The sequence below is a fragment of the Pseudomonas sp. LBUM1653 genome (assembly GCF_059716115.1).
Genome location: NZ_CP166803.1, coordinates 3,063,809 through 3,077,662, shown reverse-complemented (window position 1 = coordinate 3,077,662; position 13,854 = coordinate 3,063,809). Strand labels below are relative to the sequence as shown.

General features: G+C 60.6%; 12 protein-coding genes and 2 pseudogenes. All 14 read left to right on the top strand.

Features of this window, described 5'->3' with window-relative positions:
* Positions 1-203: 203 nt before the first annotated feature.
* Positions 204-629, top strand: a complete 426-nt coding sequence (locus tag ACA054_RS13960) for a YciI family protein (RefSeq protein ID WP_497689907.1) — start codon at positions 204-206, stop codon at positions 627-629.
* 31 nt (positions 630-660) lie between these two features.
* Positions 661-747: pseudogene (locus tag ACA054_RS13955) on the top strand (outer membrane lipoprotein carrier protein LolA); the annotation flags it as partial.
* Between the two features lie 368 nt (positions 748-1,115).
* Entirely contained in the window at positions 1,116-1,394 is a 279-nt protein-coding gene (locus ACA054_RS13950; RefSeq protein WP_497689906.1) for a DUF6124 family protein, read from the top strand.
* Positions 1,395-1,679: 285 nt separating this feature from the next.
* On the top strand, positions 1,680-2,471 hold the full coding sequence (locus ACA054_RS13945) for a hypothetical protein (RefSeq protein WP_497689905.1): 792 nt from the start codon (positions 1,680-1,682) through the stop codon (positions 2,469-2,471).
* 11 nt (positions 2,472-2,482) lie between these two features.
* Positions 2,483-3,934 (top strand): DUF1254 domain-containing protein, encoded by a 1,452-nt coding sequence (locus ACA054_RS13940; RefSeq protein WP_497689904.1) that lies wholly within the window; start codon positions 2,483-2,485, stop codon positions 3,932-3,934.
* Between the two features lie 26 nt (positions 3,935-3,960).
* Positions 3,961-5,364, top strand: a complete 1,404-nt coding sequence (locus ACA054_RS13935; protein WP_497689903.1) for a DUF1254 domain-containing protein — start codon at positions 3,961-3,963, stop codon at positions 5,362-5,364.
* A gap of 12 nt (positions 5,365-5,376) precedes the next feature.
* Positions 5,377-6,324, top strand: a pseudogene (locus ACA054_RS13930) (SphA family protein).
* A gap of 8 nt (positions 6,325-6,332) precedes the next feature.
* Entirely contained in the window at positions 6,333-7,313 is a 981-nt protein-coding gene (locus tag ACA054_RS13925; protein WP_497689902.1) for an AAA family ATPase, read from the top strand.
* Positions 7,310-8,245, top strand: coding sequence for a DUF58 domain-containing protein (locus ACA054_RS13920; RefSeq protein WP_497689901.1), 936 nt, complete (start codon positions 7,310-7,312; stop codon positions 8,243-8,245). The genes ACA054_RS13925 and ACA054_RS13920 overlap by 4 nt, the downstream gene beginning before the upstream one ends.
* Positions 8,242-8,817 (top strand): DUF4381 domain-containing protein, encoded by a 576-nt coding sequence (locus ACA054_RS13915; protein ID WP_497689900.1) that lies wholly within the window; start codon positions 8,242-8,244, stop codon positions 8,815-8,817. The genes ACA054_RS13920 and ACA054_RS13915 overlap by 4 nt, the downstream gene beginning before the upstream one ends.
* Positions 8,804-9,796, top strand: coding sequence for a vWA domain-containing protein (locus tag ACA054_RS13910; protein ID WP_497689899.1), 993 nt, complete (start codon positions 8,804-8,806; stop codon positions 9,794-9,796). The genes ACA054_RS13915 and ACA054_RS13910 overlap by 14 nt, the downstream gene beginning before the upstream one ends.
* A gap of 1 nt (position 9,797) precedes the next feature.
* On the top strand, positions 9,798-11,378 hold the full coding sequence (locus ACA054_RS13905; protein ID WP_497689898.1) for a VWA domain-containing protein: 1,581 nt from the start codon (positions 9,798-9,800) through the stop codon (positions 11,376-11,378).
* Positions 11,375-12,796, top strand: coding sequence for a BatD family protein (locus tag ACA054_RS13900; protein ID WP_497689897.1), 1,422 nt, complete (start codon positions 11,375-11,377; stop codon positions 12,794-12,796). The genes ACA054_RS13905 and ACA054_RS13900 overlap by 4 nt, the downstream gene beginning before the upstream one ends.
* Entirely contained in the window at positions 12,793-13,821 is a 1,029-nt protein-coding gene (locus ACA054_RS13895) for an HAD family hydrolase (RefSeq protein ID WP_497689896.1), read from the top strand. Before ACA054_RS13900 ends, ACA054_RS13895 begins: the two co-directional genes overlap by 4 nt.
* Positions 13,822-13,854 lie beyond the last annotated feature (33 nt).

Below are 13,854 nucleotides of genomic sequence, written 5' to 3'. Positions count from 1 at the left end.
CTGTAAAAGCGAAACCATAGGTGGCCGTTACCGCAGGAATGGATATGTACACCTGCAAGAAAATAGCCGCAGTTGCGCGATCAGGCTCAAGACGGTATCTACAAGAATCCTAGGGTGTCCAGAAATTTGCAACACCGTTGTCGATTCAGGCGGTGATCATTCGACTATAAATCGAACAATCCAAATCCAGCGGAGACTAAACCATGCGTTTCATGATCATCATCAAAGCCAGCCAGGACTCAGAAGCCGGCATCATGCCCAGCACCGAACTGCTGACCGCCATGAGCAACTACAACGAGGAACTGGCCAAGGCCGGCATCCTCCTCGCCGGCGAAGGCCTGCAGCCGAGCAGTAAAGGCGCCCGTGTGCGCTTCGCGGGCGACAAGCGCACGGTGATCGACGGCCCCTTCGCCGAAACCAAGGAGCTGATCGCCGGCTACTGGCTATGGCAGGTGAAGTCGAAGGAAGTGGCCATCGAGTGGGTCAAGCGCTGCCCCAACCCGATGCCGGGCACCGAAGCCGAGATCGAGATACGCCAGGTGTTCGAGCTGGAGGATTTCGGCGCGGAGTTAACGCCGGAGTTGCGTGAGCAGGAAGAGCGAGCGTTTGGGCAGGGGAAGAAGTGCTGAATTTTGGGCTTTTTCCCCTGTAGGAGCGAGCATGCTCGCGATGGTCGTTAACGATAACGCTGGAAGCCTGACATCCCGCGGCGCACTCAGGTTTTTCGCGAGCATGCTCGCTCCTACAGGGATATAAACGGCCTTAACGGAAGTGATGAGTTGTTTCAAAATGGCAGCTTCCGCGAGGCTACAGCGCCTTGCGCCATTGCCTACAACTACGCCAGAATCCGCCGGCTTGTGCGCCTGGAGGGCCGTCGGTAACTTGATTCGCGTCACTGAGCCTCAGTGATCGGGTTTAGTCGCCCTGTTTGTTGCTAACGGTTGCATGAGTGTCATCCAGTCAGGAATTTCCCCTGCACTTGATGGTGGCTGTGCGCATGGCGCCTTCGGGCGCGCCGGGTTTGGCAACGTACCGGTCGACTAACCTGCGCACAGCCGCCACCCATTCGTTTAGTCGCGAAATGGTTGCGGCCCTACTTGTAGAGGTACGTTGCCATGGTCCAATCGACACAAAATCCCCCGGACACCGAGCCGGACGCCATCCCCGAATCCCCCCGTCAACCCAGCCACTTCTTCCTCATCGCCCCCGAAATCGACAATCTCACCTTGCTGGAGTACGCCTGCGTGTCCCTGGCCTCGGCGAATGTCATGACCAGTGATTTCGCAGCGACGCTGAAAGGGCCGCAGAGCCACACCCTGCTGGGGATTCAACAGTCGATCATGCTGGGTGAGATGGCGGTGAATCGAGTGCTGGATAATCTTGATCCGCCTTAGCCATCACTACCGCCTCGCTACAATAAACCACAAGCCCACCATCGAGCTTATACCGATGGCGGGCTTTGTGTTTTCCAATCCCTTGATTCGTATTAACTTTTTAGTACACAAAAACCCCGAAAAACTTGTACAAAAAACCAAAGAATTAATCCCTTGGACTGGCTAACCCCCATTTAGCTGCTAGGTTCAAGAGACGTGTCCTACAGGCTTGATAGCAAAGAGACTACGTCGTAACGGCCGCCAAGTGCCGAGTTGTCCAATGAGCCACCAAGGAATCGGGGAATCATGACAAACAAAATGGGGATGCACGCCTGTCTTTTGGTGGCTTCGCTTGCGCCTTTTTTTTGCGCCCACGCGGACAACGCCGAGACCGCCAACAAAAGCAACAACCCGCTGAACTTCGCGCCAGGCATGAGCGCTCAGGACTACTACACCCCCCGGTACTACGACTCCAATATCCATACCAATGACCTGCTGATACGCGGCACGCTGCCGATTGCGCCCAACGATTATATTGGCGTGCCGCAATTGATACGCGCCACGGCGCCGATCAGTACCCACCCGGACCCGAACAGCGGCTACAGCACCGGCGAAGGTGACCTGAATCTGTTCGATATTTTTCTGGTGAAGACCGAAGGCGTGCAGTTGGGCATCGGCCCGTTGCTTACCGCCCCCACTGCCGATCAAGACGAACTCGGCACTGGCAAATGGCAAGGCGGTTTGGCCGCGGTCGTTATCGACTCTTCACCACGCGGCCTGTTGGGCGCGCTGGTTCAATACCAGAGTTCGTTCGCCGGAGACCACGACCGGCCCAACGTCGAAAGCGCAACGATGCAGCCCTTCATCATTCATAACCTGGAAAAGGGCTGGTACCTGCGCTCCACCGGCATCTGGACTTTCGACCTGAAGAACGACACCCACTACATCCCACTCGGTTTGGGTGGCGGCAAAGTGTGGAAAGACGGGCCCAATATCGTCAACGTCTTCATCGAACCGCAATGGACCGTCGAGAAAAAAGGCGATGGCATGCCGCAATTCACGCTGTTCGTCGGCCTCAACGCCACTTTCGGTCAATAAGGAACCCCCCTATGCACGGTGTCATTCGCGCAGCCGGTTTCAGCCTGATGACGATGTTCGTCAGTTGCGGGGTCGGTGCCCAGGAACTGGACACCCGGATCGGCCAGATCGCCATGGAAGGTGAACTGCCGGCCCATGAATCCATCGCCAAACTCTATGCCGAGCTGGATTTCCAGCAAGCCACCCAGAGTTACTTGTGGGCTTTGCCGCTGGTGTCCTACGCGCAATGGCAGGAGGAGTTCCGCGACAAGCTGGGTGCCCAGAGTGGCGACCTGATGGTGCTCGACAGTTACGAAGACAAGCTCGGCGTCATCACCGCCAACGCCACCACGCCCTACATCCTTGGTTTCGTCGATCTCAATGAAACCGGTCCGCTGGTGATTGAGCTGCCTCCCGGCCCGACCGCAGGCGGTATTGGCGATTTCTGGCAACGCGCGATCATCGACATGGGCCAGACCGGCCCGGACAAAGGCAAGGGCGGCAAATACCTGGTGTTGCCACCGGGTGCCGAGCCACCGGCCGATGCTGGCAAGTATTACCTGGCCAAGTCGCAGACCATGAACGTGCTGGTAGGATTTCGCGTGCTCGATCCCGACCCGGCCAAGGGCAAGGCGTTGGTCGAGCAATTCAAGATGTACCCCTACGCCAAGCGTGCCGAACCTGGCCAGACCAAGCTGCTCTCCCCCGGCGGCAAAGCCTGGTCCGGCACCCAGCCACGGGCAATGGCGTACTGGGAGCGCTTGCACCAGATCATTCAGAAAGAACCGGTCAACGAACGTGATCGTTTCTACATGGCTATGCTAGCCAGTCTGGGTATCGAGAAGGACAAACCGTTCAACCCAACCGATACCCAGCGCAAGGCCCTGGAACAAGGTGCACAAATCGGCGAGCTGATCGCCAAGGCCAACACTTTCGCCAAGCGCTTTCCCGGCGCCCAATACTGGCCGGACCGGCAGTGGGACACGGTGTTGAACATCACCGATCCTTCCCAGCGCGTGGCCTACTACGACCAGTTGTGGGAACGCAGTGCCTGGTTCTACGAGGCGGTGACCAATACCAAAGGCATGGTTTCGAGAACCCCGGGGCTGGGCCAGACCTACCTCGGTGCCTATACCGATGCTAAAGGCAACTGGCTGGACGGCGGTAAAAACTATCGCCTGCACGTCGGCGCCAACCCGCCGGCCAAGCAGTTCTGGTCGATGACCGTATACGACATCGACAGCCGCTGCCTGATCGACAACCCCCAGCGCAAGGCCGACCTGTCGTCGCGCCAGGATCTGCAAAAGAACGCTGATGGTTCGGTGGACCTGTACTTCGGTCCCACCGCGCCAAAAGGTTTCGAAGCTAACTGGGTGCAAACCCTGCCGGGCAAACACTGGTTCAGCTATTTCCGCCTGTATGCCCCGACCCTGGCCTATTTCGACAAGAGCTGGAAACTCGACGACATCACGGCCGTGGAATGACGCCGAGTGTTCACTAAGGAAGTGTTATGAATAACCGCATTCTGTTATCCGGCCTTGTGCTCACCTTGAGCAGCAATGCCTGGGCCGATTTCACCGCTACCCCGGAAGAAGCCCGGGGTATCGCCAAGGAAGCCTACCTGTACGGTTTCCCGGTGGTGGAGATGTACAAGACCCTCTACACCCAGGCCGTGGACAAGCAGAGCCCGAACTTCAAGGCTCCGTTCAACCAGATCGGCAACACTGCCAAGGCATTCACCGCCAAGGACACCGCGTTCGTCACGCCGAATGCGGACACACCCTACTCCTTCGTCTGGATGGACCTGCGCGCCGAACCTGTGATGCTGACCCTGCCGCCCATCGAAGAGCACCGTTACTACTCGGTGCAATTGATCGACGCCTACACACAGAATTTTGCGTACCTGGGCACCCGTAGTACCGGCAACAACGGCGGCCACTTCATGATCGCCGGCCCCAACTGGCAAGGTCAGCAACCGCTGAACATCGACCGCCTGCTGCGCAGCGAAAGCAACATTGCATACGCGCTGTACCGCACGCAGTTGTTCGACGACAAGGACTTGGCCAAGGTCAAGCAGATCCAGAAGGGCTACAAGGTCGAAACCCTCAGCCACTACGACAAACAAAAGGCCCCGCCTGCCGCGCCCAAGGTCGATTGGCCGAAACCCACGCCGACCATGAGCGACACTCCGGACCTGTTTCGCTACCTGAGTTTCATGCTGTCGTTCGCCCCGTCCCAGGACGTGGAAAAGGACCTGCTTGGGCGTTTCGCGAAAATCGGCATCGAAGCCGGCAAGCCGTTCAACGTCAGCCAACTCACGGCCGAACAACGCAAGGCCCTGGAGGACGGCATCAGCGATGCCAAGGCTGAATTCGCCGAGTTCAAGAAGACCAGGGTCGATACCCACGAAGTCAGCAGCGGTGACCTTTTCGGTACTCGCGATCACCTCAAGGGCAATTACCTGTACCGCTACGCCGGCGCCAACATGGGAATCTTCGGCAACTCCGCCGAAGAAGCGAATTACATCGGCTACTTCGTCGACAAGGACGGCCAGCCGGTCGATGCCTCGAAACACGACTACACCCTGCATTTCGACAAGGGCGCCCTGCCCCCGGCTGACGCGTTCTGGTCGCTGACCATGTACGACGGCAAGAACAAACTATTGGTGGCCAACCCGCTCAATCGCTACCTGATCAACTCGCGAATGCTGCCAGACCTCAAGCTCGACAACGACGGCGGGCTGACCCTTTACGTGCAGAACAAGGCACCGGCCAAAGACCTGCAAAGCAACTGGTTGCCGGCACCCAACGGGCCGTTCTATGGGGTGTTGCGCCTGTACCTGCCTAAACCGGAAGTTGCCAGCGGCCAATGGAAAATGCCGTTGCTGACGCCCGTAAACCAACAAAACAAGTAAGTGGAGTCGTTCATGGTCAGGGCTTTTGTTGTACGTCCTTTGTTGGCCTTGTGCATGCTCGGCGGGAGTCCGTCGTTACTGGCGGCAGAAGGCGGTGGTGGCCGGCCGATGACCGGCCTGCAGGTATTTTCCAATGCCGGGATCGTGCCTCCGGAACCCGGTTGGGTGATGTCGTTGAGCAGCTTCTGGTACGACGGCGAGCTCAAGGGCAAAACACAGGTGCCAATCGTTGGCGCCCTGAGTACCGGCCTGGACCTGAAAGTGTCCTACACCATGGCCAACTTCACCCATGTCTGGGATACCGGCAAGGGAAGCTGGAACTACGCGTCGGCCATCGGCGTGCCGGTGCAGTACACCGACATTACCGCGAGCATCACCGGCCCGCGCGGCAGAACCCTGGGCACCGAAGACACCGCAACCCAGTTCGCCGACATGTTGGTGACGCCCATCGCCGCCGGCTACCACTTCGACGAGGCCAACCACCTCTCGCTCTCGCTGCCGATCTACGTGCCGACCGGCGCCTACAACGATGATCGCCTGGCCAACGCCGGCCAGAACAATTACACCTTCATGCCCACCGTGGCCTTTACCCACCTCGACGGCTAGGGTGGTGAGTTCACCGTGTCCGGGGGACTTGAGTTCTACACCGAAAACGACGCCACGGATTACAAGAACGGCGACATCTTCACCCTCGACGCCCTCTGGACCCACGGCTTCGGCAACGGCTGGAACGCCGGCGTGGCGGCGGGCTACATCCAGCAGCTCACCGACGACAGCGGATCTGGCGCCAGCAGTGGCTTTCGCGGGCGTTCGGTGGGTGCCGGTCCGACGTTTGGCTGGCAGGGCAAATTCGCCGATGCCCAGGCCAATTTCAATGCTCGCTGGATCCCGGAGTTCGACACCAAGAACCGGCCCGAAGGCAACGGTTTCTCGATCAACCTGACGTTGGCGTTTTTCTAGGAGCAAGCATGAGCGCACTCAACGACCTCAACGCCCTTCAAGCCAGCATTGCCGAAGCGGTGCTGGGCCAGGACCAGGTGATTCGACAGATCCTCCTGGGCCTGCTGGCCAACGGTCACTTGTTGCTGGAAAGCCTGCCGGGGCTGGCCAAGACCCGCACGGTGAAAGCCCTGGCCAAACACCTGGACGCGAAAATGAGCCGCATCCAGTTCACCCCCGACCTGTTGCCCTCGGACATCACCGGCGCCGAGGTGCTGCACCAGGTCGAGGGCAAAAACGAGATCCGTTTTCAGCCGGGGCCACTGTTCGGCAACCTGATCCTGGCCGACGAAATCAACCGCGCCCCGGCCAAGGTCCAGGCCGCACTGCTGGAGGCCATGGAAGAACGGCAGATCACCGTGGCTGGCAACAGCCACGCGCTGCCGGAGCTGTTCATCGTCGTCGCGACGCAGAACCCGATCGAGCAGGAAGGCACCTACCCGCTGCCCGAAGCGCAGATGGACCGGTTCCTGATGAAGGTGCTGCTGGATTATCCGAGCGCGGAAAACGAAAGCCAGGTGCTGCGCCTGTTGCGCGAGGAAGAACAGGCCCTCGGCGCCAAGACCGCCGCGGTGCAAGGCTTCGCCCTGGCCCAGGACGTGATCTTCGCCGCACGCAGGGAAGTCAGTGCAGTGCACGTGTCCCCGGCCATCGACCGCTACCTGATCGACCTGATCAACGCCACGCGCCACCCGGCCGACTACGACGCCGACCTCGGTCGCTGGATCGCCATCGGTGCCAGCCCGCGCGGCGGCATCGGCCTGGACCGTTGTGCCCGCGCCGATGCGTGGTTGCAGGCCCAGGACTTCGTCTCGCCGGATAACGTGCGCGCCGTGGTGCACCCGGTGCTGCGCCATCGCCTGCAACTGAGCTATGACGCGGTGGCGGACGGTGTAACGGCTGATCAGGTGCTCGACCGTCTGCTCGACAAAGTCGCGATTCCCGCATGAATGTCGACGGCTTGGTCTACGTCTCTCTGGCGCAGTTGATTGCCCTGGAGTTCAAGGCGCGCGACCTGAGTTTTGCTGCCCGTCAGCCGCAAGGCAGCATCCTCGCCGGCAACCATGCTTCGCGCTTGCGTGGCCGTGGCTTGAACTTCGATGAACTGCGCCGCTATCAGCCGGGGGACGATCTGCGTCACCTCGACTGGCGGGCGTCGCTGCGCACCGGCAAACCCGTGGTGCGCACCTTCACCGAAGAGCGGGACCGTCCGGCGTTGATCGTCGTGGACCAGCGCATGTCGATGTTTTTCGGCTCGCAACGCAGCTTCAAATCCGCCGTCGCCGCTGAGCTCGGCGCCCTGGCGGCGTGGATGGTGTTCAACGCCGGTGACCGGGTCGGCGGCCTGGTGTTCAACGATCAGCGTATCGACGCAATTGCCCCCCTACGCAGCCGCAAGCGAATCGAAGCGCTGTGCAGCCGCATCGCCCAACAGAACCAGGAACTGAATGCGGCCAACCCGGACGCCGAAGGCGAACACCAGCTCGACAAGGTCTTGCAGCAGTGCCTGGCCGTGGCCGGCCACGATCATTTGATCTGCATCGTCAGCGACTTTGCCGGCGCCGGCGAGCGCACCTTGCAGCTGATGCGGCAGTTGGCGGCGCACAACGATGTGATCGCCATGCAGGTCTACGACCCGTTGGCGCTGAATCTGCCCAAAAACGGCCGCCTGCTGATTACCCAAGGCCAGTTGCAGGTTGAACTGGCGGTGGAACGGCGTCAGGTGCACCAGCCGTTGGGCGACTTTCTCGGCGGTCGGCTCAAGGACGTGGCCACGTTGCTGCGGCGCAGTCAGGTGCCGTTGATGATGTTCAGCACTGCCACCCAAGCACACGAACAACTGCGCGCCGAGTTGGGCAAGCAAGCGGGAGCGCGGCGATGAACCCGAATGTCCCGAGCATTGAGCAACTCAAGGAGATCGCACTGCCAGCGCCGGTCAGTTACGCGCCGCAGACCTGGGGTTGGTGGGTGTTGCTGGCGGTGTTTGTCATGGCGGTTCTGCTGCTGAGTGCGCGGCGTTACCGGCAATGGCGGCGGGACCGTTATCGGCGTGAGGCGTTGGTGCGGTTGGCGCAGTTGCAAAAGCGCAGTGATGATCTGAATGCGTTGCGTGAGCTTCCAGAGCTGCTCAAGCGCGTGGCCATCTCGATGCCGAACGCAATCCCTGTAGGAGCTGGCTTGCCAGCGATGGGGCCCCCGAGTTGTGCGTTGTCCTTGCGGACGCCATCGCTGGCAAGGCAGCTCCTACAGAACCCCGGTGCGCTTGGGAATCAGGATTGGCAGGCCTTTTTGCAGCAGCACAGTAACCAAGCCCTGCCCGCCAACTTCAGCCAACAACTGTCGCAACTCGCCTATGCACCTGATGCGGTGTTGCGCGCCATGCCAAATGAGCAACGTCAGCAACTGTTCAACACCTGCAAACTCTGGGTGGAGCGTCATCATGTGGCAGCTTGACTACCCCTGGCTGTTGCTACTGCTGCCCTTGCCGTGGTTCGGTTATCGCTACCTGCCCGATTACCGTGAGGCGCGCAGCGCCGTGCGTGTGCCATTTTTCAGTGCCATGAGCCGCGCGGTCGGCCAGGCGCCGAGTCAGGCCGGCACGCGCACCAACCACTGGCAATTGCTGCTCAACCTGTTGGTGTGGGCACTGTTGCTTCTGGCGGCGTCCCGACCGGTGTACGTGGAAAAACCCATCGAGCGCCAGCAACCGGTGCGCGACCTGATGCTGGCCATCGACATTTCCCAGTCCATGGAAACCACCGATTTCACCGACGCCAATGGCCAGAAGATCAATCGACTGGCAGCGGTCAAGGAAGTCGTGCATGGCTTTATCGACAAGCGCAAAGAGGATCGCCTCGGCCTGATCGTGTTCGGCAGTGGCGCGTTCCCGCAGGCGCCATTGACCCTCGATCACGCCAGCCTTTCGCTGTTGCTGGACGACACCGGCATCGGCATGGCCGGCCCGAACACGGCGATTGGCGATGCCATCGGCTTGAGCCTGAAACTGCTCGACCAGGCCCATGAGCAAGAAAAAGTCGTGATCCTGCTCACCGACGGCAACGACACCAGCAGTGCGATCACCCCGGACCACGCGGCGCAAATGGCCGCGGCCAAAGGCGTGGTGATTCACACCATCGGCATTGGCGATCCTGATGCTTCCGGAGAGGCCAAGGTCAACTTGCAGGGCTTGCAGCAGATCGCCACGGCGACAGGCGGAAAGTTCTTCCGTGCCGAAGACCGCAACGCGCTGGATCAGGTCTACAGCACCCTCGACAAACTCACCCCGCATCAAGTGAAAACCCTCAGTCATCAGCCCAAACGAGACCTGTTCTGGTGGCCGCTCGGGGCCGCGGTCGCCCTGCTTGCGCTCTACCACTTGTGCGCAATGCTGCGGCCACGCTTGTCCATCGCTCGTCAGCGGCAGGAGGCTTGAGATGGACATCAACCTCAGCGATTTCCACTTCCTGCGTCCACTTTGGCTGTTGCTGTTGCCTTTTGCCGCGCTGTTGCCACTGCTGTGGCGCCGCAGCCGGGATTTGCAGCGGCGCTTGCGCAGCAACATCGCCGGGCACTTGCTGCCGCACTTGCTGATTACCCCCCGGGACCAGCAATGGCTACGCCCGGTGCATCTTGTCTGCGCGCTGTTGATGCTGGGTGCGATTGCCGCCGCTGGCCCCACCTGGGAACAGGATCGCCCGGATTTTCTGGAAAACCGTGCGCCGCTGATCATCGCCGTTGACCTGTCGTCGTCGATGGACGCCAACGACGTACAACCGAGTCGGCTGGAAGCGGCCAAGCACAAGCTGCATGACCTGATCCAGCGTCGGGCTGGCGCGCGCAATGCGCTGATCGCCTACGCGGGCAGCGCGCATCTGGTGTTGCCGCCGACTGACGATCCGGCCTTGCTCGACACCTTCATTCAGGCCCTGGGCACCGACCTGATCGGCAAACCGGGGAAAAATGTCGGGGCGGTGATCGATCAGGCCAAGCGCCTGCTGGCGGCGGAAAATACCCCAGGCACCTTGTTGCTGATCACCGACGGCGCCGACACCTCGGCCCTGACAGGGCTGGACCAACAACTGGCCGACAGCGCGCTGCAGGTGCTGATCCTGGCGGTCGGTAGCGTGGATGGCGGGATCATCCACGATGCCAACGGCCAGCCACGCACCGACAGCAATAGTCGTCCGGCACTGGGCAGCTTTGATCAGGCAGCGCTCAAGCAACTCGCGTCAGCCATGGAAGCGCCGCTGGGCAGCCTGACGCTCAATGACGACGACCTGGATTGGGTCGAACTGCACGCCCAGCAGCATTTCCAGAGTGCCAGTGACGAACAGCGCGAGTTGCACTGGAAGGACGCCGGTTACTGGCTGTGCTGGCCGCTGTTGTTAATCGCGTTTTTCAGTGTGCGCAAGGGCTGGAGCCTGAACTGGATGGCCGGTTTTCTACTGGTCATCGGCGTTGGGCTGCAACCTGCACCGGCCCAGGCGAACGCGCTGATCGACGCGTTTCTCACCCCGGACCAGCAAGGTCGCTGGGCCTTCGAACATGAACATTTCCCACAGGCCGCCGCGCATTTTGTCGACCCGTACTGGAAAGGCATCGCGGCTTATAACGCAGCTGATTTCGACCTGGCCCTGGCGAGTTTTGCGCAGTTGGAAACGCCGCAGGCGTATTTCTACCTGGGCAACATTTACGTGCGCCGTTTCAAATTCGACGAGGCCATCGCGGCCTACACCCAGGCGTTGAAGTTGCAGCCGCAGTTTCCTGAAGCTACGGCCAACCTGGCCTTGGCCATCGCCTTGCAGAAAGACACTGAAAGCGCCGAACAAAATGCCCCCGAGGTCAAACCGGACGAAATCAAGATGGACAAGGCACCGGGCAAGGGTCAGAGCAAAGCAGTGGAGACCGAACAGGCGGCTTCGGATGAGCAGTGGTTGCAGAACCTGACGACATCGCCGGCGAAGTTTCTTAAGCAGAAGTTCAGTTTGCAGGATCAGGCAGAGGGCAAGCCATGATCATTGACCGAGGCGCGCCCTTCGCGAGCAGGCTCGCTCCCACAGGGAATTTGTGGTGTACAAAGAACCCCTGTGGGAGCGAGCCTGCTCGCGAAGGCGGCCGCACAATCACCACAAACCTCGTCGTCTTGTTACTTAGCCTGATCAGCACAACTACCCTCGCCGCCGAACCTGAATTAAGGGTCCAGGCCAGCCTGCAACCCGCCGACACCGCCATGGTCGGCAGCCTCGTCGAATTGCGCCTGGATGTGCTCACCGACACCTGGTTCACCAGCGCTCCCACCCTGCCCGACCTCAAATTGCCCGGTGCACTAGTGCTGCCCTCGGATGGCCACGCCGAACACCTGAACCAGACGCTCGACGGCAAATCCTTCAACGGCATGCGCTACAGCTACTTGATTACGCCCAACGTGGCCCAGGCTTTCGATATTCCACCACTGACAGTACGGGTCACCCCGGGCCAGGCCACGACTGAGCTCAGTGCGCAAAGCCAACCGGTGCACTTCACGGCGACGCAACCGCCGGGGTTCAAACCCGGCGAGCCATTACTGGTCGCCCAGGGGCTGCGTTTCACCCAGCAGATCATCCAGTCGTCCACGCCGCTGAAAGTCGGCGACAGCCTCACCCGGCAGCTTAAGCTGGAGGCTGACGGCGCCCTGGCGATGGCACTGCCGACGCCGTCTTTGGGCGATGTCCCTGGTCTCAGCCGGTACCCGAAAAACCCGCAGGTCAGCACCCTGGATGATGGCCGCGGCAACTTCACCGGTGGCCAGCGCATCGACAGCGTGACCTACCGCATCGACACCCAAGGCCAGCACACCCTGCCGGCCATCGAACTGAAATGGTGGGACACCAGCAGCCAGCAGACCCGCACTGCCCAAGTGCCAGCGGTGAGCTTCGACGCCGGCGCCAATAGTGCTTACAAACCAGTGTTCTCGATCACCGAAGACCTGAAAAGGCTCGGTCAGACCCAACGCCTGCACCTCTCAGGGTCTACCTTTGGCCTGCTGGCGCTGCTGCTGAGCGTGGTATTGCTAGCCTGGTTTGCCCGTCCGTATGCCCATCGCGCACACCTCGCCTGGCAGGCGCGCCGCCGTGCCCGTCATACGGCGTGGCTGCAATCTTCCGACTACGCCTGGCGCCAGATCCCAGCGCAACTTGATGGCCAACCTGCGCAATTGAGCGCCCTGTACCTGTGGACCCGGCGCAGTCGCAAGGGCCTCAAACTGACCGCTTTCGGCCCGCGCCTGCAAGCGTTCCTGCGCGCGTGCTACGGCCGGCAGCCGACCAAAGATCAGGCACTGCACCAACTCAAGCAATCCTTGACTACGCTGCATAGTCAGGTCGAACACAACCAAGAATCAGTCGCTACCGCACTGCGACCACTCAACCCCGTTCACGAGAAGGATTTCCCATGACGAACCCGATAGCGCACCGCCAATTCCACGGGTTAAAGCTGCTGCTGGCACTGGCCCTGAGCCTGCCATTGCTGGTTCAGGCCGCTGAACCACTGCCGTCATGGAATGACGGTCCGTCGAAAAAGAACATCATCGAGTTCGTCCAGGCGGTAACCGATCAAAGCAGCAAGGACTTCGTCAAACCCGAGGACCGTATCGCCGTGTTCGATAACGACGGCACCTTGTGGAGCGAGCAGCCGATGTACTTCGAATTGCTGTTCGCCCTGGAAGAGGTCAAGCGCACGGCGGCGCAGCACCCGGAATGGAAAACCACCCAGCCATTCCAGGCCGTGCTGGAAAACGATCACAAGGCGCTGGCCGCCAGTGGTCTGGACGGCATGATGAAAATCTTTGGTGCGACCCACACCGGCATGACCACCGAAGCTTTCGACGACTACGCCAAGACCTGGCTGACCCAGGCCCGCCACCCGAAAACCGGCAAGCCGTACACCGAGATGATCTTCCAGCCGATGCTGGAAATGCTTGACTACCTGCGCCGCCAGGACTTCAAGACCTACATCGTTTCCGGTGGCGACACCGGCTTCATGCGCGCCTTCGCCGAAAAGGTCTACGGCGTCCCCCCCGAGCAGGTGATCGGCACCACATTCGTCACCTCGTTTGAGTACAAGGATGGCAAGGCGTCGATCGTGCGCACACCGAAACTGGCCCACAACGATGACGGGCCGGGCAAGCCGGTGAGCATCGACGCCGTGATCGGACGCCGACCGATTCTCGCCTTTGGCAACTCCGACGGCGACCTGCAAATGCTGCAGTGGACCGCCGCAGGGCCGGGCAAACGTTTCATGGGGCTGGTGCATCACACCGACGCCAAACGTGAATGGGCCTACGACCGCCAGTCGGATATCGGTCGTCTGGACAAGGCCCTGGACGAAGCAAAAACCCGTGGCTGGACCGTCGTCGACATAGCTGCCGAATGGCGCCGGATCTATCCGTTCGATGCCGCCACACCCGAGCAAGTGCAATAAAAAAGCGTGACGCAGGACCGCAATAAACGTTTG